The 25,848-nt window shown below is 67.1% G+C and carries 26 protein-coding genes; 18 read left to right on the forward strand and 8 right to left on the reverse strand.

All coding sequences use genetic code 11. From position 1 onward, the window contains the following. Nucleotides 1-56: 56 nt before the first annotated feature. Nucleotides 57-1,310 carry a phosphoribosylamine--glycine ligase gene (gene purD / locus OG921_RS09385; RefSeq protein ID WP_266112114.1) on the forward strand — a complete coding sequence of 418 codons (1,254 nt, stop codon included), beginning with the start codon at nucleotides 57-59 and terminating at the stop codon, nucleotides 1,308-1,310. 9 nt (nucleotides 1,311-1,319) lie between these two features. On the opposite strand, the gene OG921_RS09390 is transcribed toward purD, so the two are convergent. Then, nucleotides 1,320-2,081 (reverse strand): M23 family metallopeptidase, encoded by a 762-nt coding sequence (locus OG921_RS09390; protein WP_266112115.1) that lies wholly within the window; start codon nucleotides 2,079-2,081, stop codon nucleotides 1,320-1,322. A 111-nt stretch (nucleotides 2,082-2,192) separates the two neighbouring features. On the opposite strand from OG921_RS09390, the gene OG921_RS09395 reads away from it, so the two are divergent. From OG921_RS09395 to OG921_RS09420, 6 genes are all read left to right on the forward strand, one after another. After that, nucleotides 2,193-3,341, forward strand: a complete 1,149-nt coding sequence (locus OG921_RS09395) for an aminotransferase class I/II-fold pyridoxal phosphate-dependent enzyme (RefSeq protein WP_266112116.1) — start codon at nucleotides 2,193-2,195, stop codon at nucleotides 3,339-3,341. 94 nt (nucleotides 3,342-3,435) lie between these two features. Continuing rightward, entirely contained in the window at nucleotides 3,436-4,044 is a 609-nt protein-coding gene (locus OG921_RS09400; protein ID WP_266112117.1) for a TetR/AcrR family transcriptional regulator, read from the forward strand. Between the two features lie 32 nt (nucleotides 4,045-4,076). Then, nucleotides 4,077-5,540, forward strand: coding sequence for an adenylosuccinate lyase (purB, locus tag OG921_RS09405; protein WP_266112118.1), 1,464 nt, complete (start codon nucleotides 4,077-4,079; stop codon nucleotides 5,538-5,540). After that, nucleotides 5,541-5,975 (forward strand): HIT family protein, encoded by a 435-nt coding sequence (locus OG921_RS09410; protein ID WP_266112119.1) that lies wholly within the window; start codon nucleotides 5,541-5,543, stop codon nucleotides 5,973-5,975. It begins immediately after the preceding gene. A gap of 107 nt (nucleotides 5,976-6,082) precedes the next feature. Then, nucleotides 6,083-6,967 carry a phosphoribosylaminoimidazolesuccinocarboxamide synthase gene (locus tag OG921_RS09415; protein WP_266112120.1) on the forward strand — a complete coding sequence of 295 codons (885 nt, stop codon included), beginning with the start codon at nucleotides 6,083-6,085 and terminating at the stop codon, nucleotides 6,965-6,967. A 38-nt stretch (nucleotides 6,968-7,005) separates the two neighbouring features. Then, nucleotides 7,006-9,153, forward strand: a complete 2,148-nt coding sequence (locus OG921_RS09420) for a S9 family peptidase (protein WP_266112121.1) — start codon at nucleotides 7,006-7,008, stop codon at nucleotides 9,151-9,153. A gap of 20 nt (nucleotides 9,154-9,173) precedes the next feature. On the opposite strand, the gene OG921_RS09425 is transcribed toward OG921_RS09420, so the two are convergent. Beyond that, the gene (locus OG921_RS09425; protein WP_266112122.1) at nucleotides 9,174-9,836 is read right to left on the reverse strand and encodes a TetR/AcrR family transcriptional regulator; all 663 of its coding nucleotides are present in this window, start codon (nucleotides 9,834-9,836) and stop codon (nucleotides 9,174-9,176) included. Between the two features lie 102 nt (nucleotides 9,837-9,938). Between OG921_RS09425 and OG921_RS09430 the strand changes: the two genes are divergently transcribed. Beyond that, nucleotides 9,939-11,363, forward strand: coding sequence for a lipase family protein (locus tag OG921_RS09430; RefSeq protein WP_266112123.1), 1,425 nt, complete (start codon nucleotides 9,939-9,941; stop codon nucleotides 11,361-11,363). Nucleotides 11,364-11,372: 9 nt separating this feature from the next. Here OG921_RS09430 and OG921_RS09435 read toward each other — a convergent pair whose 3' ends face one another. Beyond that, nucleotides 11,373-11,987, reverse strand: a complete 615-nt coding sequence (locus OG921_RS09435; RefSeq protein ID WP_266112124.1) for a TetR/AcrR family transcriptional regulator — start codon at nucleotides 11,985-11,987, stop codon at nucleotides 11,373-11,375. A 217-nt stretch (nucleotides 11,988-12,204) separates the two neighbouring features. Here OG921_RS09435 and OG921_RS09440 point away from each other — a divergent pair, with 217 nt between their 5' ends. Together OG921_RS09440 and OG921_RS09445 are read left to right on the forward strand one after the other, a co-directional pair. Beyond that, complete coding sequence (locus OG921_RS09440) at nucleotides 12,205-12,987, forward strand: SDR family oxidoreductase (RefSeq protein WP_266112125.1); 783 nt, start codon at nucleotides 12,205-12,207, stop codon at nucleotides 12,985-12,987. Nucleotides 12,988-13,036: 49 nt separating this feature from the next. Then, a complete protein-coding gene (locus OG921_RS09445; RefSeq protein ID WP_266112126.1) occupies nucleotides 13,037-13,981 on the forward strand; it encodes an NAD(P)-dependent oxidoreductase in 945 nt (314 codons plus the stop codon). Between the two features lie 18 nt (nucleotides 13,982-13,999). Here OG921_RS09445 and OG921_RS09450 read toward each other — a convergent pair whose 3' ends face one another. Further along, nucleotides 14,000-14,692, reverse strand: coding sequence for a response regulator (locus OG921_RS09450; protein WP_266112127.1), 693 nt, complete (start codon nucleotides 14,690-14,692; stop codon nucleotides 14,000-14,002). Then, the gene (locus OG921_RS09455; RefSeq protein WP_266112299.1) at nucleotides 14,689-16,239 is read right to left on the reverse strand and encodes a sensor histidine kinase; all 1,551 of its coding nucleotides are present in this window, start codon (nucleotides 16,237-16,239) and stop codon (nucleotides 14,689-14,691) included. Before OG921_RS09455 ends, OG921_RS09450 begins: the two co-directional genes overlap by 4 nt. Before the next feature lie 128 nt (nucleotides 16,240-16,367). Between OG921_RS09455 and OG921_RS09460 the strand changes: the two genes are divergently transcribed. The 8 genes from OG921_RS09460 (at nucleotide 16,368) to OG921_RS09495 (ending at nucleotide 24,103) form a co-directional block, all read left to right on the forward strand. Further along, nucleotides 16,368-17,774 carry a cation:dicarboxylase symporter family transporter gene (locus OG921_RS09460; protein ID WP_266112128.1) on the forward strand — a complete coding sequence of 469 codons (1,407 nt, stop codon included), beginning with the start codon at nucleotides 16,368-16,370 and terminating at the stop codon, nucleotides 17,772-17,774. A 77-nt stretch (nucleotides 17,775-17,851) separates the two neighbouring features. Continuing rightward, a complete protein-coding gene (locus OG921_RS09465) occupies nucleotides 17,852-18,343 on the forward strand; it encodes a glutathione peroxidase (RefSeq protein WP_266112129.1) in 492 nt (163 codons plus the stop codon). A gap of 59 nt (nucleotides 18,344-18,402) precedes the next feature. Beyond that, complete coding sequence (locus tag OG921_RS09470; RefSeq protein WP_266112130.1) at nucleotides 18,403-19,104, forward strand: DUF2334 domain-containing protein; 702 nt, start codon at nucleotides 18,403-18,405, stop codon at nucleotides 19,102-19,104. A 54-nt stretch (nucleotides 19,105-19,158) separates the two neighbouring features. Next, the gene (locus OG921_RS09475) at nucleotides 19,159-20,814 is read left to right on the forward strand and encodes an FAD-binding dehydrogenase (RefSeq protein WP_266112131.1); all 1,656 of its coding nucleotides are present in this window, start codon (nucleotides 19,159-19,161) and stop codon (nucleotides 20,812-20,814) included. Between the two features lie 89 nt (nucleotides 20,815-20,903). Beyond that, entirely contained in the window at nucleotides 20,904-21,437 is a 534-nt protein-coding gene (locus OG921_RS09480) for a DUF3558 domain-containing protein (protein ID WP_266112132.1), read from the forward strand. 53 nt (nucleotides 21,438-21,490) lie between these two features. Beyond that, a complete protein-coding gene (locus tag OG921_RS09485) occupies nucleotides 21,491-21,850 on the forward strand; it encodes a hypothetical protein (RefSeq protein WP_266112133.1) in 360 nt (119 codons plus the stop codon). Nucleotides 21,851-21,878: 28 nt separating this feature from the next. Next, nucleotides 21,879-23,342, forward strand: coding sequence for a PPE domain-containing protein (locus tag OG921_RS09490; protein ID WP_266112134.1), 1,464 nt, complete (start codon nucleotides 21,879-21,881; stop codon nucleotides 23,340-23,342). Next, nucleotides 23,339-24,103, forward strand: coding sequence for an ESX secretion-associated protein EspG (locus tag OG921_RS09495; RefSeq protein WP_266112135.1), 765 nt, complete (start codon nucleotides 23,339-23,341; stop codon nucleotides 24,101-24,103). Before OG921_RS09490 ends, OG921_RS09495 begins: the two co-directional genes overlap by 4 nt. A 27-nt stretch (nucleotides 24,104-24,130) precedes the next feature. Here the strand turns inward: OG921_RS09495 and OG921_RS09500 are convergent, their stop codons facing one another. From OG921_RS09500 to OG921_RS09510, 3 genes are all read right to left on the reverse strand, one after another. After that, nucleotides 24,131-24,619 carry an FBP domain-containing protein gene (locus OG921_RS09500; protein ID WP_266112136.1) on the reverse strand — a complete coding sequence of 163 codons (489 nt, stop codon included), beginning with the start codon at nucleotides 24,617-24,619 and terminating at the stop codon, nucleotides 24,131-24,133. A gap of 259 nt (nucleotides 24,620-24,878) precedes the next feature. Further along, nucleotides 24,879-25,190, reverse strand: a complete 312-nt coding sequence (locus OG921_RS09505) for an antibiotic biosynthesis monooxygenase (protein ID WP_266112137.1) — start codon at nucleotides 25,188-25,190, stop codon at nucleotides 24,879-24,881. Further along, nucleotides 25,187-25,834 (reverse strand): MBL fold metallo-hydrolase, encoded by a 648-nt coding sequence (locus OG921_RS09510; RefSeq protein WP_266112138.1) that lies wholly within the window; start codon nucleotides 25,832-25,834, stop codon nucleotides 25,187-25,189. The genes OG921_RS09505 and OG921_RS09510 overlap by 4 nt, the downstream gene beginning before the upstream one ends. Nucleotides 25,835-25,848: the final 14 nt, after the last annotated feature.

The raw sequence follows: 25,848 nt of genomic DNA on the forward strand, positions 1-25,848 counted from the left end.
CCATGGACCCGGTGCCGGATATGTCGAGGCAGCCCAGGAGTCCGTATCGTGACACCGTGCGCGTACTCGTCATCGGATCCGGAGCCCGTGAACACGCCCTGCTGCTCGCCCTGGCGAGCGATCCGGGCGTCGCCGAATTGTTCTGTGCGCCCGGCAATGCCGGTATTGCTTCCGTTGCGACGGTCCGTTCGGTCGACGCGTCCTCCGACGAGTCGGTCGTCGCGCTGGCCACCGATGTCGCCGCCGATCTGGTGGTCATCGGGCCCGAGGTGCCGCTCGTGCTCGGCGTCGCCGACGCGGTGCGCGCGGCGGGGATCGCCTGCTTCGGGCCCTCCGCCGCCGCCGCCCGGATCGAGGGCTCGAAGGCGTTCGCGAAGGACGTCATGGCCGCCGCCGGCGTCCGCACCGCGCACAGCGAGATCGTCGACACCCCGGCGAAGCTCGACGAGGCACTCGATCGATTCGGCCCGAACTGGGTCGTCAAGGACGACGGTCTGGCCGCCGGTAAGGGCGTCGTGGTGACCACCGATCGCGCCGCGGCCCGCGACCACGCCGCAGAACTACTCGAAAACGGCCACCCGGTGCTGCTCGAATCGTTCCTCGACGGGCCGGAGGTATCGCTGTTCTGCCTGGTCGACGGCGAAACCGTGGTGCCACTGCTGCCCGCGCAGGACCACAAGCGGGTCGGCGACAACGATGCGGGCCCGAACACCGGCGGGATGGGTGCGTACACGCCGTTGCCCTGGCTGCCGGAGGGCAGCGTCGACACCATCGTTGCCGACGTCGTCGTGCCGGTCGCCGCCGAGCTGGTGCGTCGCGGCTGCGGGTTCAGCGGGCTGCTCTACGCGGGGCTGGCGATGGGCAAGAACGGACCCGCGGTGGTGGAGTTCAACTGCCGCTTCGGTGACCCGGAGACCCAGGCCGTGCTCGCGCTGCTCGACAGCCCGCTCGGCGAGCTGCTGTACGCGACGGCGACCGGGTCGCTCGCGCAGCAGCCCGCGCCGCGGTGGCGCGACGGCGCTGCCGTGACCGTGGTGCTCGCCGCCGAATATTATCCGGCCACGCCCCGCACCGGTGACGTGATCACCGGTGCGGACATCGACGGCGTGCTGCACGCCGGCACCGCACAGCGCGACGACGGCACGATCGTCTCCGCCGGCGGGCGGGTTCTCAGCGTGATCGGCACGGGCGCCGATCTGTCCGCCGCGCGCACCGAGGCGTATGGGCGACTGGCGTCGATCAAGTTGCCGGGCAGTCACTTTCGGACCGACATCGGGCTTGGCGCGGTCGAGGGGCGGATCACCGTCTGACCGAGGCGCTCAGGCCAGCGAGAGACCGTGCAGCGCCAGCCAGCGCGCAGGGTCGACGTGCTGCCCGTTGATGATCACCTCGAAGTGCAGGTGCGGGCCGGTGGAGTCGCCGCGGTTGCCGACGCGGGCGATCTGCATTCCCGCCGGCACCCGTTCGCCGACCGAGACGAAGAAGTCGTACATGTGCCCGTAGACGGTGATCGTGCCGTCGTCGTGCCGGATGCGCACCCACAGACCGAACCCGCTCGCCGGTCCGGCGTCGATCACGACACCCGACGCCGCGGCATAGATAGGGCTACCGATCGGGGCCGCGATGTCGATGCCTTGGTGCATCGTGCCCCAGCGGGCGCCGAAGCCCGAGGTGTACGCACCACGCGCGGGCAGCGCGTAGCCGCCGAGGCCGCCGATCCCACCGAGTCCACCGCTGCCCGACCCGCCGAGCCACGGCTGCCATTCACCGGCAACCGCAGCGGCGGCTTCGGCCTTGGCCCGCGCGAGGGTCTGACGGGCGGCGAACTCGACCACGTGCCGCTCGCGAACCTCCTCGCCCTTGGCGATCTGGTGCATGTACACCGAACTCGACCGCGGTGTCATCAACACCTGCTGCTGCTGATCGGCGCCGAGTACGTGGTTGGTCCCGGCATGGCGATCGACTCCGAGGGGAATGGTGTCGGCCGCCGCAAGGATGAGGGCGGCAGCGGCGATCACCGCGTATGCGACGCGTCGACGCACCACGCCATGGCCCTCCGATGTCGTTCGTGCTCGCTCCATGGCGGCGCGGGCAGGTCAGTCGCGACGATAACAGCGACCCGGTGCGGGCGAAACAATCGCGCAGTGCGGGCGTGCGCCGTGGGTGGGCGGCGACCTACTAGCGTCGAACGGGTGCGCAGCGAATCCGAACGCTCGAAGGTGGAGCCGTTTCATGTGATGGATGTGTGGAAAGCGGCGACCGAGCGCGGCCGCACGCACGGTGACGTGCTCTCCCTCGCCGCGGGGCAGCCGTCCACCCCGGCCCCTGCGGCGGTGCTGCGCGCGACGGCCGAGGCGCTCGGGACCGAGCTGCTCGGCTACACCGAGACGTTCGGGATCGAGCCGTTGCGCGCCGCGATCGCAGCCCATCACCGCGACACCACCGGCGTCGCCGTCGATGCCGAGGACGTGGTCGTCACGACCGGCTCCTCGGGGGCATTCACGCTGATCTTCCTGGCCGCGTTCGATCTCGGTGACACCGTGGTCGTCGCCCGTCCCGGCTACCCGGCGTACCGCAACACGCTCGCCGCCCTCGGCTGCAAGGTCGTCGAGCTCGACTGCGGCCCCGAGACCCGGTTCCAGCCGACCGTCGCGATGCTGGACGCGCTGCCCGCCCCGCCCGCGGGGCTGATCGTCGCGAGCCCGGCGAATCCGACCGGCACGATCATCGATCCGGATGAACTCGCCGCGCTCGCGCGCTGGTGCGAGGAGCACGGGACGCTGCTCATTTCCGACGAGATCTACCACGGGATCGTGTTCGGTGCGCAGGCCACCGCGAGCGCCTGGCAGACCTCACGCGAATCGGTGGTGATCGGTTCGGTGTCGAAGTACTTCTCGATGACCGGCTGGCGGTTGGGGTGGATGCTGGTGCCCTCGTCGCTGCGCCGCGCCTTGCAGCGGCTGGCGTCGAATATGACGGTGTGCCCGCCCGCGATTTCGCAGTTCGCGGCGATCGCCGCGTTCACCGCCGAGGCGAAGGCCGAACTGGACTCGCACGTGCGCCGCTACGCGGTGAATCGGGAGGTGCTGCTGCGCGGTTTGCCCGAGATCGGCATGGGCGATCTCGCGCCTGCCGACGGCGCGTTCTATGCCTATGCCAACATCGGGCACCGCACCGACGACAGCACGCTGTGGTGCCGCCGGGTGCTGGCCGAGACCGGCGTTGCCCTGGCCCCGGGGATCGACTTCGATACCGTGAATGGTGTTCGGACCGTGCGGTTTTCATTTGCCGGGGCGACCGCGGACATCGAGGAGGCACTGGACCGGCTGCGTACCGTCTGAAACACCGACGCCCCATTCGCAACGGGATGATCGCAGTATCAACAACATTGCCGATTCCGCCGTGGTAGCCGACGCGTGCTGTCACGATTACACGGTGACCACAGCGACCACTCCGAAGGGGGAACGTCGTCGGCGCGCCCTGGTCGCTGCCGCAGCCGAGTTGATGCAACAAGGTGGGTTCGAAGCGGTGCGGCATCGGTCGGTCGCCAGCAGGGCGGATCTGCCACTCGCCGCAACCACCTACTATTTCGAGTCGCTCGACGACTTGATCATTGCCGCAGTGGAATTCAGCGGCAACGCCGAACTCGACGCGATGCGTCGGCGGGTGGACCACGTCACCCACCGAAGGCGCGGAGCGGAGTCCACCGTCGACCTCATCCTCGACTTGACGTTGAGTGATGCCGACGATTCGGTCGGACGCGAACGGTTGCTTGCACATTACGAGCGGCTCCTCGTCGCCGCGCGCCGGCCGGAATTGCGGGAGGTGCAGCTGCGGCTGCGCGGGGCGTTCGACGACATGCTCGGCGATGCGCTGCGGCGGTGCGGCAGGCAGGTGCGTGCCGAGCAACTGCGCCGTCTGGTTGCGGTGGTCGACGGTGCGCTCATCGGTGCGCTCACCGAGATCGATCCGGCGCCGCGCAAGGTGGCCCGCGGGGCGTTGCTGGAGGTCATCGACTTCGTCGCGCCGTCCGCCGAACGCTAGATCGCGGGCGGTCTCTCCTAGACTGGACAGCCGTGAGCGCCGAGAATGCCAGCCCCAACAGTCCCAGTCCCGTCCGGGTCCCGAACGTCCTCGCCACGCGGTACGCCAGCCCAGAGCTGACCCGCTTGTGGTCGCCCGAGTACAAGATCGTGCTCGAGCGTCAGCTCTGGCTCGAGGTGCTGCGTGCACAGGCCGAACTCGGTACCGATTCTGCGGTCTCCGCGGATGTGATCGCGGACTACGAACGGGTGCTCGACCGGGTCGATCTCGCCTCCATCGCCGAGCGCGAGCGGGTCACCCGGCACGACGTGAAGGCGCGCATCGAGGAGTTCAACGCGCTCGCCGGGCACGAGCACGTGCACAAGGGCATGACCAGCCGTGACCTCACCGAGAACGTCGAACAGCTGCAGGTGCTGCGCTCGCTCGAGCATGTGCACGGTCACGGCGTCGCGATCGCGGCCCGGCTTGCGGAGCGCGCGGCGCAGTACCAGACCGTCGTGATGGCGGGGCGCTCGCACAATGTGGCCGCGCAGGCGACGACGCTCGGCAAGCGGTTCGCGTCTGCGGCGGACGAGCTGTTGGTGGCGCTGGCCCGGCTGCGCGAACTGATCGAGCGCTACCCGTTGCGCGGGATCAAGGGACCGATGGGCACCGCGCAGGACATGCTCGACCTGCTCGGCGGTGACGCGGCCAAACTCGACGCGCTCGAACGCAAAGTCGCCGACCATCTCGGTTTCGCGCACGTGTTCACCAGCGTCGGCCAGGTGTACCCGCGCTCGCTGGACCACGATGCGATCTCGGCGCTGGTTCAGGTCGGTGCAGGCCCGTCGTCGCTCGCCCACACGATCCGGCTGATGGCCGGGCACGAGCTGGTCACCGAGGGTTTCCAGCCGGGGCAGGTCGGCTCGTCGGCGATGCCGCACAAGATGAACACCCGCTCCTGTGAGCGCGTCAACGGCCTGCAGGTGGTGCTGCGCGGCTACGCCTCGATGACCGCCGAGCTCGCCGGCGCGCAATGGAACGAGGGCGACGTGTTCTGCTCGGTGGTGCGTCGCGTCGCGCTGCCGGACGCGTTCTTCGCCATCGACGGCTTGATGGAGACCTTCCTGACCGTGATCGCGGAGTTCGGCGCCTACCCGGCGGTGATCGAGCGGGAGCTCAACCGCTACCTGCCCTTCCTGGCGACCACCCGGATCCTGATGGCGGCGGTCCGCACCGGCGTCGGCCGCGAGACCGCGCACGAGGTCATCAAAGAGCACGCGGTCGCGGTCGCGCTCGCGATGCGTGAGCAGGGCCGTGAGCCCGATCTGCTGGACCGGCTCGCCGCCGACGAGCGCCTGCCGCTGGACCGGGCTGCGCTCGATGCCGCGCTCGAGGACAAGTCCGCGTTTATCGGGGCGGCCCAGGCGCAGGTGGCCGCGGTGGTGGCCGAGGTGGACAAGCTGGTGCGGCAGTACCCCGAAGCCGCGCAGTACTCGCCGTCGCCGATCCTCTAGATGGACCCGTACCGGATTTTCGCCGACATCGTCGCGGGGCGGGCGCCGGCGAGCAAGGTGTACGAGGACGACGACGTGTTCGCGTTCATGGACATCCGGCCGTTCACCCCGGGGCATCTGCTGGTGATCCCGAAGATCCCCGCGCGCAGCCTCGCGGAACTCGATCCGGCGATCGGCGGCAAGCTGTTCGCGGTCGGGCAGCGGCTCGCGGCGGCGCTGCGGGACAGCGAGGTCGGCGCCGACGGGGTGAACTTCTTCCTGGCCGACGGGGTCACCGCGGGGCAGGAGGTCTTCCACGTGCACCTGCATGTCATTCCACGAACTCCAGGTGATGGGTTCGGCCTGCGCGGGCGCCCGACGAGCCCGCGCCGTGCCGACCTCGACTATCTGGCCGGTTCCATTCGCGGCGCGCTGGAGCGTGGTTCGGCTTCGTGAGCCGCAGCTCACCCGCGCCGCCGAACGAGCGCGGGATCACCGGCGTGCCGGTCGTCAGCACGGGCGGCGCCCCCCTGCGGTGAGCCGAGGCGATAGGCTGAACGCCCGTGCGCCCTTCCCTTTCCGAGTATCAGTTTCTGGCCGGCGGCAAGATCCGCGAACTGTTCGCAATCGACGACGAGCACATGCTGCTTGTCGTCAGCGACCGGATCTCCGCCTACGACCATGTGCTCAGCACCGAGATCCCGGACAAGGGCCGCATCCTCACTGCGATGAGCTTCTACTTCTTCCGCAAGCTCGCGGTACCGAACCACATCGCGGGCGACCCCGAGGACGACCGCATCCCTGCCGAGGTGCTCGGCCGCGCGATGGTCGTCAAGCGTCTGCGGATGCTCCCTATCGAGTGCGTCGCGCGTGGCTACCTCACCGGTTCCGGCCTCGCCGACTACCAGCGCACCGGCGCGGTGTGCGGGGTGTCGTTGCCGGCGGGCCTGGTCGAGGCGAGCAAGCTGCCCGAGCCGATCTTCACTCCGGCGGCGAAGGCCGAGCTCGGCGAGCACGACGAGAACATCGATTTCGACGGTGTCGTGGACCGGGTCGGACCGGACCTTGCGGCGAAGCTGCGCGAGGACACGATCGATATTTATTCGCGTGCGGTGATGCTGGCCGAGGAGCGGGGCATCATTCTCGCCGACACGAAGTTCGAGTTCGGCGTCGATCGTGACGGTGCCCTGGTGCTCGCCGACGAGGTGCTGACCCCGGATTCGTCGCGCTACTGGCCGGCGGACGGCTACGAGCCGGGCCGGGTGCAGCCGAGCTTCGACAAGCAATACGTGCGTGACTGGCTCACCGGCCCCGAGTCGGGCTGGGACCGCGCATCCGATACGCCCCCGCCGTCGCTGCCCGACGACGTGGTCGCGGCCACCAGGGCTCGCTACATCGAGGCATACGAGCGCATCTCCGGACTGAGTTTCGACGACTGGGTGAGCTAGCGGCACGACGCTCGAAGGCGGCGACTACGGTGGTCGGCATGGCAGTCGAGCCCGAGACCGAGAGTCCCGCCCCCACCGAGGTGGCCCCGCCGGTGGCGAAGAAGGTGCCCACCGAGCGGGTACATCACGGCGACGTGGTGGTGGACGAGTACGAGTGGCTGCGGGACAAGGACGATGCCGAGGTCGTCGCCTATCTCGAGGCCGAGAACGCCTACACCGAGGCGCAAACGGAGCACCTGAAGCCGTTGCAGGACAAGGTCTTCAACGAGATCAAGGCGCGCACGAAGGAGACCGACCTTTCGGTCCCCACCCGGATGGGTGAATTCTGGTACTACACGCGCAGCTTCGAGGGCAAGCAGTACGCGGTCAGCTGCCGGTGCCCGATCGACGGACCGGAGGACTGGAACCCGCCGGAGCTCTCGGTCGACGTCGATATTCCGGCTGAGCAGGTGCTGCTCGACAGCAACGAACTCGCCGAGGGCCACGACTTCTTCGCGCTCGGGGCGTTCTCGGTGAGCCACGACGGGACGCTGCTCGCGTACTCGGTCGACGTGTTGGGCGACGAGCGCTACACGATGCGCTTCAAGGACCTGCGTACCGGCGAGCTGCTGCCCGACGAGATCCCCGGCACGGCACCGGGTGCGACGTGGGCGATCGACCACCGGCACGTGTTCTACCTGACGGTCGACGAGTCGTGGCGGCCGGACACGGTGTGGCGGCACGAGCTCGGCACTCCCCGCTCGAGTGATGCGCAGGTGTTCCACGAGCCCGACGAGCGGTACTGGGTCGGCATCGGCTCCACCCGTTCGGAGAAGTATCTGATGATCTGGGTGGGTTCGAAGATCACCTCGGAAGGGTGGATGCTCGAATCCGCCTATCCCGAAGGCGAATTCCGCGTCATCCTGCCGCGCCGCGAAGGCGTCGAGTACTCCGCCGAACACGCTGTGGTCGGCGGGGAGGATCGGTTCCTGATCCTGCACAACGACATTGTCGAGGGAGTGAAGGCCGAGAATTTCGTGCTGGCCGACGCCCCCGTGGACAACCCGTCGGACATGCGGATGCTGATCGGTCATCGCGACGATGTCCGGCTCGAGGACGTCGATGCGTTCTCGAACCATCTGGTGCTCAGCTATCGACGAGAGGCATTGCCGCGCTTGGCAATCTGGCCGCTCACGGAATCGGGCTACGGTGAACGGCGCGAGCTGTCGTTCGACCTCGAGCTGTTTTCGGTTGGCGGCGGCGCGAATCCGGAGTGGGTGCAGCCCACGCTGCGTTTCGGCATGGGCTCGTTCATCACGCCGTCACGGGTCTACGACTATGTGCTCGAAACCGGAGAGATGTTGCTGCGCAAGGAGCAACCGGTGCTCGGTGAATTCGACGAGAGCGACTACGAACAGCACCGCCACTGGGCGCGGGCGGCGGACGGTACGCAGATTCCGATCTCGATCGTCAAGCGCAAGGGGATCACCGCACCGGCACCGCTGCTGCTCTACGGCTACGGCTCCTACGAGGCGAGCACCGATCCGGCGTTCTCGGTGGCCCGGCTCTCGCTGCTCGACCGCGGCATGATCTTCGCGGTCGCGCACGTGCGCGGTGGCGGCGAGATGGGCCGGCTCTGGTACGAGAACGGCAAGACGCTCACCAAGAAGAACACCTTCACCGATTTCGTCGATTGTGCACGGCATCTCGTCGATGCCGGTGTCACCACCCCCGAGCATATGGTCGCCGACGGCGGCAGCGCGGGCGGTCTGCTGATGGGCGCGGTCGCCAACCTCGCGCCCGAACTGTTCGCCGGAATCGATGCGAACGTGCCGTTCGTCGATCCGCTCACCTCGATTCTCGATCCCTCGCTGCCGCTGACCGTGATCGAGTGGGACGAGTGGGGAAACCCGTTGGCGGACAAAGAAGTATACGAGTACATGAAGTCCTACAGCCCGTACGAGAATGTCGAGGCGAAGGATTACCCGGCAATTCTGGCGATCACGAGTATCAACGACACCCGGGTGCTGTACGTCGAGCCGGCGAAATGGGTGGCGCGACTGCGCGCGCACAAGACCGGCGATTCGCAACTGTTGCTCAAGACCGAGATGAGCGCCGGACACGGCGGGGTGAGCGGCCGCTATGCGAAGTGGAAGGAAGTCGCCTTCGAGTTCGCCTGGATCCTGGATACCGCGGGCGCAGTCTGAGGCGAGGCGGGGGCCGGTACTCAGGCGGAGGCGGGCGCGCCTGCGGGTTTGCCGTCGGCCGGGACGAGGACGGCCAGCAGCACCGAAGTGAGCACGTCGGCGAGTTCCTCGATCGGTGGCCTGGACTCGTGGGTGATCCAGTGGTGGATCAAGCCGTTGACCGCGCCGATCACCGCGGCGGTCGCGAGTTCCGAGTTACCTACTGCGTTCGGTTCGGTGCCGCCGACGGACGTGATCAGTTCGGTGATCAGTTTCGCCCACTGGCCACGAACCGCATCGCGGTGCGCCTCGACCCGGTCGCTGACACCGACTATTTCGACGAACGCGACGCGTGCGCGCCGGTTCTCCCGGCCGACCGCGTCGATATAGGCGGCCATCGCCACGCGCACTGTCCCCGGCAGATCGTCGGCTTCGGCGTCGGCGACCGCCGCGACGACGGAGTCTCTGGCCTGCTGCTGTATCGCATCGTAGGTGTCGAGTAGGAGATCTTCCCGGCTGTCGAATAGCTCGTAGAACTGCCGGCGCGACAACCGAGCAACTCTGCAGATTTCTGTGACCGTGCTTGCCGCATAGCGCTTTTCGCCGAACACCTCGATGGCAGCGGAGATGAATTGTCGACGTCTTTCGTCCAGTCGGTCGACGACGAGTCGGCCGCCGTAGGTCCGCTCGCGGGAGGCGTTCACCCGGCCGACTTTAGTCGCCCGCCATTGTGCGACGTGTGTCACGTCGGCTAAGCTCCTCGCCAATGTGAGACGTGGTAGTCTCACTTATCCGGGGAGATGGCCATGACATTGTCGAAGAGTTCGGGGCGGCTCGGTCGATCGGTCGCGGTGGTGGTCGCGCTGGTACTGCCGATGACACTCGCAGTGGGCGTCGCATCCGCGGTGCCCGTTGAGCACGCGGAGGTGAATGTCGCGCCCGCGCTGCCGTTCCCGGTACCACCGAGCCCGCCGGAATTCGACCCGGCTTTCTACGCGCCGCCCTCGAGCGAATACGCACCGATGACTCCGGGCGACATCATTGCCGCTCGACAGGTCAATGTGGCCAATTACAGTGTCGTCCCGGTCAATGTGGATGCCTGGCAGTTGTCGTATCGCAGCACCGATAGCCGTGGCGAGCCGATCGCCGCGGTGACGACCGTGCTGAAGCCGCGCGGGCCGGCGAAAGATGGCGCGCGCAAGCTTGTTTCGTTCCAGATCGGCGAAGACTCACTGGCCAGGTACTGCGCGCCGTCCTATGGGTTGCAGCTGGCCTCGGTGCCGAGTCCACTCACCGGGTCGGCAACGGTGTCGGTGGAGTTCATCGAGATACAGGCAGCGCTGGCCCAGGGTTGGGCGGTGTCGGTGCCCGATTATCAGGGACCGAATTCGGCATATGGCGCTGGACCACTGGGCGGACGACTGACCCTGGACGGTGTGCGGGCCGCGCAGCGGTTCGCACCACTCGGACTCCCGGGTGTCGAGACCAGAGTCGCGTTGTGGGGCTACTCGGGCGGTGCCATCGCGACCGGGCACGCGGCCGAGCTGCAGTCCTCCTACGCTCCGGAACTGAACCTCGTGGGCGTCGCGGAGGGTGGTGTGCCTGCCTCCCTCGATGCCGTGCTCAACAATGGCGGTAATGCGGCGCCCGCAGGCCTGGTGTTGGGGTCCGTGCTCGGATTGGGCCGCGAATATCCGGAATTTCAACGGTATCTGGACGAGCATGCGAATCCGTTTGGCCGCGCATTGATGGCGGTCAAGAGTCCGCTGTGCGTGACGTACCAGTCGGCGACGTTGCCGTTCCTCGATATCAAGGGCCTGCTGAATTCCCCGGGTGATCCGCTCGACGATCCGGTGGTGCGTTCGGTGATCGACCGCACCCGAATGGGCAAGGTTGCGCCCGCTGCGCCGATGTTCATCTACCAGGCCAACATGGACTGGATAATCCCTGTGGGGCAGGTGAACACGCTGGTGGAGGGCTACTGCCAGGACCCGTCGGCATCGATCGTCTACACCCGCGACCACTTCAGCGAACACCTCAGCTTGCCGGTCGCCGCCGCTCCCAGTGCGGTGCTGTGGCTGCGCGATCGACTCGACGGTGTTCCTGCGACGCCCGGGTGCACCATCAACGACGTGGGTTCGATTGCGCTTGACCAGCGCACGTGGCCGGCGTTCGTGGCGACCGTCGGAGAGGTGCTGGCGGGCCTGTTCGGCAAGCCGATCGGCGCGTAGCCGGGCGGATCAGACCGCCGGAGAGATCTTGCTGGCGAGCCGCGCAGCGATTTCGTCGACGTCGGGAGCGTTGCCGAAGACCTGCGTCACCATGCTCGCGCCGATGATGAGCGTCATGAGCTCGGTGGCCTCCCGGCGTGCGTCCGCCTCCGGGACTCCGGCCCGGTGCAGTTGCTCGATGAGCAGCACCATGCCCGGATTACCGAACTCGCGCCACAGCGAGTTCCGCAGATCGGGGTGGTCGCTCAGCGCGGCCATGAGACCGGGAAGTGCCGCGCGCACTTCGGGTTTTGCGAACAACTCGAGCGTGTAGGCAAAGGCGCGGCGAATCCAGTCTTCCAAGTCGGTTGCATCGGCGGTCGGCGCGTAGGCGTTCATCCAACCGAATACGGCCTCGAACACGAGGTGGGTCTTCGATGGCCAGCGCCGGTACAGGGCGGGTTTGCCGACGCCGGCGCGTTCGGCGATCGCGACCATCGTGGTGTGGTCCCAGCCGACCTCGGCGAGCAGCTCGCGTGCCGCGGCGAGGGCGGCGTCATCGATTGCCCGGCTGCGCGGTCGACCGCGTACCGGAATGCGCCGAGCGGCGGCTTGGCTCGGATTCTCATCGGCAGCGGAGGACATGGCCATTCATCGTAGCCGCTGGCCGGAATTTATTCGTTACGGGCCGTCACAGTAGTCCGGCGGGGTGCTCGACCGCTGCGTCAGTGACTATTCCGATCACTATCAGTTGCCGTATTCGCCGGTGACGACGTCGGTCGTGCGCTCCCGGACCGTTGACCTTATCGTTACCTACCGTTACGTTACGGGGACGATTTCATCGGTCGAGGAGAGTTTGGGCATGGCGCAGTTACTCGAGGGCAAGACGGTCGTCGTCGCCGGGGTGGGCACGGGACTCGGCCGCGAGGTCGCGCTCGCGGCGCATCGTGACGGCGCCAATGTGGTGCTCGGCGCACGCACGGAGTCCAACCTGAAGACCATCGCCGAAGAGATCGACCCCACCGGCGAGCGCGTTGCGTATGCCGTCACCGACATGTCCGAACAGGCCGACTGCGAGAACCTGATCAGTGTGGCCGTGAACAAGTTCGGCGCGGTCGACGCGATCACGATCGTGGCCGCGAAGGACGCCGTCTTCGGCGGCCTCGAAGGTGCCGATCTCGATGCGTGGAAAGACGTCTTCGACTTCAATGTGATCGCCACGATGCGCCTCACGCAGGCCGCCCTGCCCGAACTGAGCAAGCGCGGCGGCTCGGTCGTCCTCGTCGGTACGCAGGCGATGTTCAACCCGGCATTGCCGCAGACCGCCTACGCCGCCTCCAAGGGCGCACTGCACTCCGCGATGTTCTCCTTGGCAAAGGAACTCGGACCGAAGAAGATTCGAGTCAACATGGTGGTGCCCACCTGGATGTGGGGCCCGAACGTCGAGTTGTACGTGTCGATGACGGCGAAACAGCGCGGCGTGTCCGAGGAGGACGTGAAGGCCGGGATTGCGCGGAAGATGGCGCTGCGCGAGATCCCGGAGGACGGTGACGTGGCGAACTCGGTCGTGTTCTTCGCCTCCGATCACGCCCGCATGCTCACCGGCCAGACGTTGATCGTCAACGGCGGAGAGTACTTCCGCTGACCATCCGCAAAGGAACAGCGCCGATGCTCAACACAATTCGCGGGCCGCAGTGAATATTCTGCTCACCGGCGCCTTCGGCAATATCGGTTCCTACGTGCTCGCGGAATTGCTGCGCCGCGAGCACACGGTGCGCTGCCTGACTCTCGACACACCGGCCGACCGCCGCCGTGCCGCGCAGTTTCCACAGCTGACCGACGTTCGGTGGGCCGACATCACCGATGCCGATGCGGTCGAGGCCGCCGTCGACGGCATGGACGTGGTGGCGCACTTCGCCGCGCTGATTCCGCCTGGGAGCGAGGCGAATCCGGAACTTGCGCGGGCGGTCAACGTCGACGGCACCGCGAACGTGATCGCCGCGTGCCAGGCGCAGTCGGTCGCGCCGCGACTGATCTTCGCGTCCACCTTCGACGTGCACGGCGACACACTGCACAAGACACCGCCGCGGCAGATCGACGATCCACTCGAGGCGCTCGACGATTACAGCGCACACAAGATCGAGTGCGAGGCGATGGTGCGGACCTCGGGTCTTGAGTGCTTCGTGCCGCGGTTCGTCGATGTTCCGGTGATCGGACTCCGCAAGGCCGAACCGATCATGTTCGAGATCGGCCTCGCCAACCGCATCGAGGTGCTCCATCCGCTCGATGCTGCGGTCGCGGTCGCGAATGCGCTCGACGTGGACGCGGTGTGGGGCCGGACGCTGTTCATCGGCGGTGGCGAACAGTGTCAGGTGACCTACCGGGAGTTCCTCACCCGCATCATGGGCGCGATGGGGTTGCAGCTGCCGCCCGACGGTGCGTTCGCGGACAAGCCGTATGCGACCGACTGGGTGGACACGGCGGAGAGCCAGCAGCTGTTGCGGTATCAGCAGCGCGATTTCGATGCGATCACCGCCGATATCGCGGCCCTGCTCGGAGTGCGTCGCTACCTCATGCCGGTGGTCCGCCCGTTCGTGCAGCGCTCGATGCTCAAGATGTCGCCGTACTGGGCGGGGTAGTCCGCGGACAACTCGAACTCAGGATTTCCAGCGGTACCGCACCTGGGGCCGCCCGGCGTTCCCGTATTCGGTGTGCCGCGCCACGGTTCCGTCATCGGCGAGCTTCTCCAGATACCGCCACGCCGTGACCCGCGATACCCCCAGCGCCTTCCCCGCCTCGGCCGCGCCGATGCCGCCGGATGCGTCCCGAACGATCCGCGCGATCTCGTCGAAAGTGTTGGCGGCGATACCTTTCGGCGTTGTCGTGCGTTCATCGGCACTGCGTAGTACGCCCATCGCGCGGTCGATGTCGCGCTGTGACACGGCTGCTTCGCCGACCGACAGCGACGCGCGGTACTCCGTGTAGCGGTCCAGCTTGTCCCGGAATGCGGCAAACGTGAACGGCTTGAGCAGGTAGAGCACGACGCCGTGGGCGACCGCCGACCGCACCACCGCGAGGTCGCGCGACGAGGTGATCGCGATGATGTCGGGATTGGGTCGCAGCCCGCCGAGGGCACCGGCGAAATCGATCCCGCTCGCGTCCGGCAGACCGATGTCGAGCAGCACGAGCTCGATCGGATTGCCGGCGGCGATCGCGCCGGTCGCGATCCGCATGGCATCGCGTGCGGTGTGCGCGACGCCGACGCACCGAAACTCCTGCAGCCTACCGAGATACGATTTGTGCGCCTCGGCGATAAGCGGCTCGTCCTCGACGATGAGCACGGAAATCACGGTGCGCCTGCGCTATTCGGGATGGTGACGACGATGGCGGCCGATGGCTCGCGAACCGCCTCGATCGTGCCGCGGTGCCGGTTGACGATCTGTCCGACGAGGGCTAGGCCCAGCCCGTGGTGCCCCGACTTCGTCGAGAACCCGCGCGACCGTGCGGCCCCGAAGGTCGCGGGGTCGAGCCCGGGCCCACTGTCGGCGACGCGGACCAGCAGTGCCGACGAGTCACGGGTGATGGTCACTTCCACCCAGCCGTCCTCGGCCAGCGCCGCGACGTCGATGGCGTTGTCGATCAGGTTGCCCACCACGCTGACCGACTCCTGGGGGTTGAGCGGCTCAGCGGTGTCCAGCGCGGTCTCCTCGGCGACGGTGAGTTCCACGCCGCGTTCGGCTGCCTGGCTGACCTTGCCCAGTAGCAGTGCGGCCAGCGCCGGTTCGCCCACCGCACTCGTCAACCGGTCGATGAGGTGTTGGGACAGTGCGAGTTCCGCGGTGGCGAAGTCCACGGCGGCGTCGTAGCGTCCGAGTTCGACCATGGTGATCACGGTGTGCAGCCGGTTCGCCGACTCGTGTGCCTGGGCGCGCAGCGAGTCGGCGAAGCCGCGCACCGAGTCGAGTTCGCCCATCACCGACTGCAGTTCGGTGCGGTCGCGGATCGTCATCACATTGCCGATCGTCTGTCCGCCCCACTCGACCGACTCCTGGTTGACCACGAGTACCCGGCTCGGCGTCACATGCGTCTCATCGCGAATGTCGTTGTCGCCCAAGGATTGAATGGAGTCCGGGAGGTCACCGCGCGCTACCTCGCCGGTCGGCAGATCGAGCAGCCTGCGCGCCTCGTCATTGACCAGCGCTGCGCGACCGTCCGGCTCGCCGCCGCGGCCGAACACGAGCAGGCCCTCCCGAATCGAGTGCATCACCGCCTGCTGCTGCTCGTACAACGTCCGCAACTCGCTCGGTGCAAGGCCGTGGGTCTGCCGCTGCAGGCGGCGGCTCAGCAGCAGCGACCCGACCAGCGCGACCGCGATGCCGAGCCCGACGATAAGCAGGATCGTAAGCAGCTGCCGGGACACCTCGGCGCCGATGTGGGTGCGGGTGACGCCCGCCGACACCAGCGCGATCACCTCGTCGCCGTCGTATACCGGCGTCACCGCGCGGATGGATGGACCGAGCGTGCCGGTATAGGTCTCGGTGAAGGTCTCGCCGGCCAATGCCGGGTCGATGGTGCCGGTGAAAGGTTTGCCGATCAGGGTCGGGTCGGTGTGCGTGAACCGGGTGCGGTCGGGCGCCATGACCACGATGAAATCCATTCCGGTCTGTTTCCGGATCGCCTCGGTCTGCGGTTGCAACTGCGCGGTCGGATCCGCGGAGTGCACGGCGGCGGCGGTGGACGGTGCCGCAGCGAGCGTCGCCGCCACATCGGTGACCACCTCGCGGGTCGCCGCGTCGTGGTCGTGGCGCGCGTCGAGGGCAGCGAAGACTCCGCCGGCCAGGATCACGACGACCAGGACCGCCATTTGTAGTGCGAATACCTGGCGCGCAAGCGGCATATCGCGCAGGTTCACGGGGCACTCCCTCGATGTGAACTATTCGAACTCAACGGTGACGTGCGGTCTGGGTCACACCACCATCTTCCTAGAAGGGTGACCCGACTCACTCATATCCGAAAGGAACGGCAATGACCGCACCGACCACGGCCGACGCACCGGCCAAACGTCACGATCGAACCCACTGGCTCTATATCGCGGTGATCATCGCGGTCGTTGCCGGCGTTTTGGTCGGCTGGCTCGCCCCCGAACTGGGGAAGGACCTCGCCGTTCTCGGCACCATCTTCGTCAGCCTGATCAAGATGATGATCTCGCCCGTCATCTTCTGCACGATCGTGCTCGGCATCGGCTCGGTGAAGGCCGCGGCCAGCGTCGGCAAGGTCGGCGGTATCGCACTGGCCTATTTCGTCGGGATGTCGACGATCGCGCTCGGTATCGGCCTGGTGGTGGGCAACCTGCTGCAGCCGGGATCCGGAATGGATATCGCCGCCAACTCCGGCGCAGGCGCCCAGTACGCCGAGAAGGCGCACGGTGCGGGCGGCGCCATGGACTTCTTCCAGGGCATCGTGCCCACTTCGATGTTGTCGGCGCTGACCGAGGGCAACGTGCTCCAGACACTGTTCGTCGCGCTGCTGGTCGGCTTCGCGTTGCAGGCGATGGGCCGCAGTGGTGAGCCGATCCTGCGCGGGGTCGGAATGCTGCAGAAGCTCGTGTTCCGGGTGTTGTCGATGATCCTATGGCTCGCCCCGATCGGCGCGTTCGGTGCCATGGCGGGCGTGGTGGGGCAGACCGGACTCGAGGCGGTCAAGCAACTCGGCATCCTGATGCTCGCCTTCTACATCACCTGCGCGATCTTCGTCTTCGTGGTGCTCGGCACCCTGCTGAAGCTGGTCTCGGGGGTCTCGATCTTCAAGCTCGTCCGCTACCTGGCGCGGGAATACCTGCTGATCGTCGCGACATCCTCGTCCGAGTCGGCACTGCCGCGGCTGATCGCGAAAATGGAGCATGCGGGCGTGGAGCGCACCACCGTCGGCATCGTCGTGCCCACCGGCTACTCGTTCAACCTGGACGGCACCGCGATCTACCTGACGATGGCCTCGATCTTCATCTCCGACGCGATGGGCATGCCGATGTCGCTGCCGCAGCAGATCGGGCTGCTGGCGTTCATGATCGTCGCGTCCAAGGGCGCTGCGGGCGTCAGCGGCGCGGGCCTGGCCACCCTCGCCGGCGGCCTGCAGAGCCACCGGCCGGAGTTGCTCGACGGCGTCGGCCTGATCGTCGGCATCGACCGGTTCATGTCCGAGGCTCGCGCGGTGACCAACTTCTCCGGCAATGCCGTGGCCACGGTGCTGGTCGGCAGCTGGACCAAGAGCGTCGACACCGACACGGTGAAGCAGACGCTCGACGGCAAGCGGCCGTTCGACGAGGAGAACATGATCGATGACGACCTGCCCGAGGACCACCGGGCACAGTCTGTGCCGTCGGACGAGCCGTCCGACTCGAACTCGGCGCATCGCCGCGATCCGGTCCTGACCTAGCGCACGTCGCGCAGGTTAGGTGCGGGCACGAGGTCAACCCTCGTGCCCGCATCGCTTGTTTCGGTAGGTTCGACGCCATGACGGATCTGCAGAACATTCAGCTGGAAACCCTCGGTGGCGACCCGACCTCGCTCGGCGAGTACGACGGACGCGCGGTGCTGGTGGTGAACGTGGCCTCCAAGTGTGGCCTCACCCCGCAGTACACCGCGCTCGAGCAGCTCGCCCGCGACTACGCGGACAAGGGGCTCACCGTGATCGGCGTGCCGTCCAACCAGTTCATGGGTCAGGAGCCGGGCACCGCCGAGGAGATCCAGGAGTTCTGCTCGACCACCTACGGCGTCACCTTCCCGCTGCTGGCCAAGACCGATGTCAACGGCGAGAACCGCCACCCGCTCTACACCGAGCTGACCCAGACCCCGGACGCCGGCGGCGACGCGGGCGACGTGCAGTGGAACTTCGAGAAGTTCCTCATCACCCCGGACGGCAAGGTCGCGAATCGCTTCCGGCCGCGCACCGTGCCGGACGCCCCCGAGGTTATCGAGGCGATCGAGGCCGCGCTTCCGAAGTAGACGTCCGACCTTCGGCGCACCGTAACGGTGCGTACACCTCGCGGTGCGATGGTGACGCCATGACCGGTGTGCTGATCGTGTCGGTAGCGGGGATCAAGGAGACCAGGCTCGAAGCGGCAGCGGACTTCGCGGCGGAGATGGATGCGCGCAAAGTGCCGCTGTCGCTGCTTGTCGCGCCGCGGATGAAGGACAAGTACCGGCTCGCGCGCGACGAGGAATCGCAGCAGTGGTTGCGGTCCCGTCGCGCGGCCGGCGACGCGATCGTGCTGCACGGCTACGACCAGGCGGCCACCAAGCGGCGGCGCGCCGAGTTTGCCGCGCTGCCCCAGCACGAGGCGATGCTGCGGCTCACCGCCGCCGACCGGGTGATGGAGCAGACCGGCCTGCGGACCCGGCTGTTCGCGCCGCCACGCTGGGCGGCCTCGGCGGGCGCGATGGCCGCGCTGCCGGGGGCGGGCTTCCGGCTCGCCGCGCTGGCGAACGGTATACACGATCTGGACGCGAACACGATAGTGAAGGCGCGCGTGCTCGGTATCGGTGCCGGATTCCGAACCGAACCCTGGTGGTGCCACATGGTGGTGCTCGGCGCGGAACGGATCGCGCGGCGCGGCGGCGTGCTGCGGTTGTCGGTCTCGGCGAAGCTGCTCGACGCGTCCGGGCCGCGGCAGTCGATGCTGGACGCGGTGGATATCGCGCTGCACCACGGTGCCCATCCCGAGGTGTATCGGTTGACCCGACCGGGGGTCTCCCGGGTCGCTTAGCGACGCGATCGATCTACCGACGGCGGCGCGCGGCTGCGCGCTACGGTGTGCTGCATGAGCGAAGTTGCCGACGCCATCGTCGTGGGAGCAGGACTGGCCGGGCTGGTCGCCACCGCCGAACTGGTCGACGCGGGCCGCCGCGTGATCGTCGTCGACCAGGAAAATGCCAACAACATTGGTGGACAAGCCTTCTGGTCGTTCGGCGGGCTGCTCCTCGTGGACAGCCCGATGCAGCGGCGCCTCGGTATCAAGGACTCCTATGAACTGGCGCTGCAGGACTGGCTCGGCAATGCGGGGTTCGACCGCGAGCGGGAAGACCGCTGGCCGCGCAAATGGGCACAGGCCTACGTCGAATTCGCAGCCGGCGAAAAGTATCCGTGGCTCGCGCAGCAAGGGCTGAAGTTGTTCCCGGTAGTCATGTGGGCCGAGCGCGGTGGCTACGGGGCGTACGGGCCGGGCAACTCGGTGCCGCGCTTCCACATCACCTGGGGCACTGGGCCGGGACTGGTCGAGATCTTCGAGCGGCGCGTCCAGGTGGGCGTGGAGCGCGGGCTGGTCCGGTTCGCGCACCGGCATCGCGTCGACGAGATCGTCCTGACCGACGGCGCCGCCACCGGCGTACGGGGCACGGTGCTCGAGCCGTCCGACGCGGCTCGCGGTGTCGCCTCGTCGCGCGAGATCGTCGGTGAATTCGAGTTCGCGGCGCAGGCGGTGATTGTCACGTCCGGCGGAATCGGCCACAACTTCGACTTGATTCGGGAAAACTGGCCGCAGCGGATGGGGCGCCCGCCCACGAACATGCTCGCCGGCGTGCCCGCGCACGTGGACGGACGGATGCTAGCGATCTCCGAGCAGGCCGGCGCAAGCCTGGTGAACCGGGACCGGATGTGGCACTACACCGAAGGCATCACCAACTACGACCCGGTGTGGCCGAACCACGGCATCCGCATCGTGCCGGGCCCGTCGTCGCTGTGGCTCGATGCGACCGGGAAAAGGCTTCCGGTGCCGCTGTTTCCGGGCTTCGACACGCTCGGCACGATGGAGTACATCGTCAAGACCGGCTACGACTACACGTGGTTCATTCTGGATCAGAAGATCATCGAGAAGGAGTTCGGGCTTTCCGGCCAGGAGCAGAACCCGGATCTCACCGGACGCGATATCCGCATGCTGTTGCAGCGGGTGCGCAAGGGCGCGCCCGGGCCGGTGGAGGCGTTCAAGCAGAAGGGCGTGGACTTCCTCGTCTCCGACGATCTCGGCGATCTGGTCGCGAAGATGAACAAGCTCACGGGCGAGGATCTGCTCGACCACGAGCAGGTGCGCGCAGAGGTGGTGGCCCGCGACCGCGAAATGGACAACAAATATAGCAAGGACATGCAGGTCACCGCGATCCACGGCGCGCGAGAATACTTGGCGGACAAGCTCGTTCGGGTCGCCAGTCCGCACAAGCTGCTCGACCCCAAGGCCGGACCGTTGATCGCGGTGCGGCTGCACCTGCTGACCCGAAAGACGCTCGGCGGCATCGAGACCGACCTGAACTCACAGGTCCGCCGGCCCGATGACACCCCGTTCGAAGGCCTGTATGCCGCGGGTGAGGTCGCCGGCTTCGGTGGCGGCGGCGTGCACGGCTACCGCTCCCTGGAAGGCACCTTCCTCGGTGGCTGCATCTTCTCCGGCAGGGCGGCGGGCCGGGCGGTGGCCGCGCGATTGTGACGTGGTTGCGAGTTCGGACAGCTGGCGCTGGAACCGAGCGGCGGCGGGCTGCGTCTGAATAGGTAGCTTCACGTTCGCTTCGGATTGGGATGGCATTGAGTATTCGCTGGTTGGCACCTGCCGTGGCCGCTTTTGCGCTGGTCACGGTGGCTGGGTGTGGGTCGGAGTCGGTCGAGGGGTCGCCGACCACGACGAGCGGGGTGGCCGAGCCGGCGTTCGATCCGTGCACGCTGCCCGAGGATGCGCTGCGGGGTGTGGGAGTGGATCCGGCGACTGCCAAGCCGGGGATCGTCGGTGCCGACCGAGCTGGATGGAACGTATGCGGTTGGGACGCGAGCAACTTCTTGCTCACATTGTTCCAATCGAATCTGTCGATGGAGCAGGTGCAGAAGAATCCCCGCAACGTCGATCAGGTTCCGGTGCAGGTGGGTTCCCGGGAGGCCTTCACCTATCACGAGTCCGGTCCGACGAGTGACGAATACTGTGACGTAGCCATGGGGTCATCGGACGGGGCCCTGTTGGTGCGGGTCGAGCAGAGGACTAGCCGGCCGAATCCTGTAGCGGATCCGTGCGGGCGTGCGGTGGAGATTGCGAATGTGCTCGATGGCCGGGTTCCCAGCTAGTCGGACGTGCCCACGCTGAACCTGACCGAGGGGAATACGACATGACGGCACCAATGAATGTGTTCGCGCAACTGGCGACTGCAGCCACAGAAGGGCAGTTGTACCTGGAATCGGGAGTAGCCGAACAATGCGTGGCCTCGTGTCAGGATTTCGCCGACAAACTGGTCGAAATTCAGCGACAAGCGCGTTCTATGACGACGGTATCGGCATACGGCATCCTCGGGTCGGCGCAGACACTCGGCGGCATCTTCGAGCAGAAGGCGATTGGCGACAACGGCTTCGAGCAGGTCATCAATCAGCACATCGAGACCGTCAACCAGATGCGCGATCTATTCGAGAAGGCCGGCAAGGCGTATCAATCCGCCGATGCAACCAGCGCGGCGAATCTGTCCGCGGTCGATCCGGGTCACTGAGACTTACTACTACTGAGGGGGAGTGGGCATGGGGTTCCCGGGATTCGACCTGGTCGCGAGCGGTGTGCGTTCCATAGCCGACGATGTCGGCGACGCGACTTCGGACTTCGTCAACTCGGCGAGCGCCGTCACCCGCCTCGGACTGCAGGGTATCGGTCTCACGACTGATACCGATCCGCTGGGCTGGGCACGTGACCGGCAGGTCCAGCAGGACGGGAACGCTCGACGCGACGATCTTTATGCCGAACGCGAGCGGGAGCAGCGAGAGTTCGGTGGACACTACGACGCTCCGGTGCAGATGGTGATGGAGAACTTCGACGGTATGTCGCATCCCGCGATTAAAGCCGCCATTGACTCCACGCAACCGGCCACGATGATCCAGGACGCCGAGGCCTGGACCAAGACCGCAGACACCTTGAAAGTCAGTGTCGCCGAGTTCAACGGCAGGATCGCCTCGGTGATTTCGGGCGGCTGGGAGGGCACTGCAGCAACGCGTGCGCAAGCCGCCGTCACCCAATACTCCACCGCCACGTGCCAGCTCGAATCCGCCGCCCGCCTGATCGCGAACAAGATCAACGAGGGTCAGACGGGTATCAATCAGGCCAAGCTGCGGATGCCGGAACCCGAAAGTGGCAGCGTCCTCGGTGCGCTCCGCAGCAGTGTCTTCAGTTTGAACCCGGTCGGCGGGGTGATGGAGCAGTTCCACAAGTCGGAGGAAGGCCGTCAGGAGGCGGCGCAGATCATGAAGACCGAGTATGCGCCGGTCGTCATGCAGGCGTCCTCGCAAATCCCGGTCCTGCCACCACCGTTCGATCCCACCAGCGCCGGAACACCGGGCAACAGTCCGACCACGCAATCCGGCTACGGCGGCGGCGGCACCACTGCGTCCTGGAACACACCGGGGACGGGCGGCGCCACGACGGGCTTCGGCAACAACGGCATCGGAACGGGATCCCCGACCGGAACCGATGCGTCCCAGACCAATCCGAGCGCTGTCAGCCCTGCGAGCTTTGATCCGTCTGCGGGACAGACGAATCCGGCCAACACATCGACCGGTGCGGACGGATCGGGCGCAACTTCAACCGCCAACCCCGTCGCGACTTCGAGCGACGCCGCCACCCGTGCCGCCTCTGCTGGGGGCGGAACAGGCGCAGGCGCGTCCGGGATTCTGGGCCCGGGACTCGGCAGCGCGAGAGCGGGCGGAGCCGGGGCGGCAGCGGGTGGATCGGCCGGCGGTGCGGGCTTGGCGACACCGGGCGCGCTCGGTGCGGGAGTTGCCGGAGCAGGTGCGGGCGGAAACGCGGCATCGGGTGTGGCCGCCGCCGGCCGCCCGGGCGCTCCCGGCATGGGCGGCATGGCGCCACACGGCTCGCGCGGGCGCGGTGAAACCGACACCGAGCACAAGACCCCCGACTACCTCGTGAACGTCGACAACGCCAACGACCTCATCGGCGAGATGCCCAAGGTCGCGCCGCCGGTCATCGGCGGGTGAGCACCCGGACCTGGCGGCTCGCTGCGCTCGAATTCGAGATCCTGTGGGAACAATTCGGGCGCGATCGGTTGCCCTACCCGCTGCAATACCGCTCGCCCATCGAATCCGCGGTCGACTACCAACGCCAGCGGCGGGCGGCGGCACAGGGTCTGCAGACCTACCTTGATGAGACGTTGCACCGCGCGGTGGCGACAATCGCGGACACGTCGCTGTGGGTCGCTGCGTACGGCCTCGACAACCTCGGCCAACCCGGCGAGTCGGTGGTTCGAGTCAACGCGGGGGTATCCGGCGGGCTCGCGACGATCGCCGTTCAGGAGCCGGGTCCCGCCGAGGACATCGGCGGCGACATCGTGCTGACCGCGGCGCCTGCCGCGCAATTGCCCGACCTGCTCGCCGCCGCACTGCCGAGCCGCGAGCCCGGACGTCAGCGCGGATTCTCGGTGCAAGAGGCCGAGCTTCGCCGCGGTGAAGGCGATCGTTTCTTGGCCGATGTGAAAATTTCTCCTGCGCGTGAACGGGTTTCGAGGTTTCTCAACCGACCCCGAATCTCCGCAGGCGAGGTTGTCGCGGCCCCCGGGGTCGCGGTGGATGCGCGCGCGAATCGTGACATGCGCGGCTTCCAGTGGGCCGATTTCGCGGGCGACGGCCGGTACCTCACCCGCAGAACCGACACGCTCACCATCGAGCCCGCAACCCGGACGACCGTGGCCGACTGGTTCACCACGCTGATCGCGAGTATCGACGGAACCCGCCGCCGTTGACCCCCAACCGGCGACGCACTCACTTACTCAGTCGCCGAGTCGTGCGATGAAGGCGGCGATGTTGTCGCGAACCCGCTCGCTCCGCTCGTCGGCGGTGAGATCCTCGCGGTACTGGTTACCGAGCGAGGGCGTTTTCTTGCGCCGCGCATAGAGCGAGCAGGCGAGATCGGCGCAAATGTAGATGCCTATCGTGTTGCCTCGGCGTCCCGATTCACCCACCTTGCGCGCGGTCATCAGCGCAACTCCGCCCCGGCTGTGCGTGGTCATACAGATCGAGCACATCTGCGCGCGAACCGATGCGTTGGATTCATGGCGCAGCGCGATCCCGATCAGCCGGTCGTCGGTAGGAAAGACGAGGTAGCAGCGCCCAGCGAAGGATGGGTCGCTCCAGCCGAGGAAGTCCAGATCGTCCCAGGGGCGATTGTCCAAGTCGCGGGGGACGGGCAGTCGTTTCGCGTCGCCCTTCGAGCAGTTGACGAACGAGGCCCGCACTTCGGACTCGGTGACGGGTTCCATGACGGGGAGATTACCGGTGGCGCGCCTCGGCCCCTCGGCGCACTCGGTGCTCGAATCGACGGGATCCCGTCGAAAGTGGGCAGGGGTGCGTCGCCAGCCCAATGCTGTCACCGTCTCGGCCAGCTGCGAACCGCGCTCGCTGCCGTCCCACATTGTGAATGGAACTTTTGGTGCGTTCAGCGGAGTGAACGCTTCCGTTCACTCCGCTGAACGCAACGGATCTTCCATCCATAATGTGGGACGGCTCGGGAGTGTGTCGCTAGCCCAATGCCGGGCCCGCCCGCCCGACCTCCTCGAAGTGCTGCACCGTAGGAAACGGGTCGTAGAAGTCGTGCAGAAGTTTTCGCCACTGCTCGTACTGCGCCGACCCGCGGAATCCTTCGGTGTGGTCTTCGAGCCGGTCCCATTCCACGAGCAGAAGGTAGGTGCTCGGACCCTCGATGCACCGCGACAGGGTCAACCGCCCGAATCCGGGCATCCGCGAGATGATTGCCTTGGCTCGGTCGAATGCCGCCTCGAATTCCTGCTCGCGACCGGACTTCACGTCGAGCAGTGCGTGTTCGAGGATCACGCGACCTCGACGCCGTCCTCCTCCGGCAGCACCCGGAAGTCCGTGCCGTCGTGGGCCATCTCGGACAGCCGGGAGTAGTAGATGCCGCGCCCGTTCTCCGAGGCCACTTCCTGGTGGATCGGCACGGCAAGGCGCGGTCGCACGGCGCGCAGGTAGTCGACGGCCTCGCTGACCTTCATCCACGGCGCGACCGCAGGAATCGCGAGCACGTCCACCGGCACGGACGGCACCCACAGCGAGTCGCCCGGGTGCACGAGTTGGGCGGGCTGCTCGGGCGTGCCGAGCAGGTAGACGGTGTTGTCGATGACGGGCAGGTCGGGGTGGATCACCGCGTGCCTGCCCCCGCCGCCGGTCACCTGCACATTGCCGACCTCGAAGACGTTGCCGGCATGAACGGGCGTCCACGGATCGCCGAGTTGTGCGGCGGTCTGCGGGTCCGCGTAGAGCGCGGCGCCGGGGTTGGCGTCGATGAGCGCGGGCAGGCGCGCGGTGTCGACGTGGTCGGGATGCTGATGTGTGATGAAGATCGCGTCGAGCCCGGTCAGTCCTTCGAAGCCGTGCGAAAAAGCGCCGGGGTCGAACAGGATCCGGGTGTCGTGCAGTTCGGCGAGCAGGCAGGAATGCTTGAAGTGCGCGAGTCGCATACCGCCAGTATGCG

The sequence above is a fragment of the Aldersonia sp. NBC_00410 genome (assembly GCF_026342035.1).
Taxonomy (GTDB): Bacteria; Actinomycetota; Actinomycetes; order Mycobacteriales; family Mycobacteriaceae; genus Aldersonia.

Bases quoted from the DNA above. Each gene is read 5' to 3' on its own strand.
- OG921_RS09390 (WP_266112115.1), bottom strand. From the start codon at position 2,081: ATGGAGCGAGCACGAACGACATCGGAGGGCCATGGCGTGGTGCGTCGA.
- OG921_RS09410 (WP_266112119.1), top strand. From the start codon at position 5,541: ATGGACCCGTACCGGATTTTCGCCGACATCGTCGCGGGGCGGGCGCCG.
- OG921_RS09420 (WP_266112121.1), top strand. From the start codon at position 7,006: ATGGCAGTCGAGCCCGAGACCGAGAGTCCCGCCCCCACCGAGGTGGCC.
- OG921_RS09430 (WP_266112123.1), top strand. From the start codon at position 9,939: ATGACATTGTCGAAGAGTTCGGGGCGGCTCGGTCGATCGGTCGCGGTG.
- OG921_RS09435 (WP_266112124.1), bottom strand. From the start codon at position 11,987: ATGTCCTCCGCTGCCGATGAGAATCCGAGCCAAGCCGCCGCTCGGCGC.
- OG921_RS09440 (WP_266112125.1), top strand. From the start codon at position 12,205: ATGGCGCAGTTACTCGAGGGCAAGACGGTCGTCGTCGCCGGGGTGGGC.
- OG921_RS09455 (WP_266112299.1), bottom strand. From the start codon at position 16,239: ATGCCGCTTGCGCGCCAGGTATTCGCACTACAAATGGCGGTCCTGGTC.
- OG921_RS09460 (WP_266112128.1), top strand. From the start codon at position 16,368: ATGACCGCACCGACCACGGCCGACGCACCGGCCAAACGTCACGATCGA.
- OG921_RS09465 (WP_266112129.1), top strand. From the start codon at position 17,852: ATGACGGATCTGCAGAACATTCAGCTGGAAACCCTCGGTGGCGACCCG.
- OG921_RS09470 (WP_266112130.1), top strand. From the start codon at position 18,403: ATGACCGGTGTGCTGATCGTGTCGGTAGCGGGGATCAAGGAGACCAGG.
- OG921_RS09475 (WP_266112131.1), top strand. From the start codon at position 19,159: ATGAGCGAAGTTGCCGACGCCATCGTCGTGGGAGCAGGACTGGCCGGG.
- OG921_RS09480 (WP_266112132.1), top strand. From the start codon at position 20,904: ATGGCATTGAGTATTCGCTGGTTGGCACCTGCCGTGGCCGCTTTTGCG.
- OG921_RS09485 (WP_266112133.1), top strand. From the start codon at position 21,491: ATGAATGTGTTCGCGCAACTGGCGACTGCAGCCACAGAAGGGCAGTTG.
- OG921_RS09490 (WP_266112134.1), top strand. From the start codon at position 21,879: ATGGGGTTCCCGGGATTCGACCTGGTCGCGAGCGGTGTGCGTTCCATA.
- OG921_RS09500 (WP_266112136.1), bottom strand. From the start codon at position 24,619: ATGGAACCCGTCACCGAGTCCGAAGTGCGGGCCTCGTTCGTCAACTGC.
- OG921_RS09510 (WP_266112138.1), bottom strand. From the start codon at position 25,834: ATGCGACTCGCGCACTTCAAGCATTCCTGCCTGCTCGCCGAACTGCAC.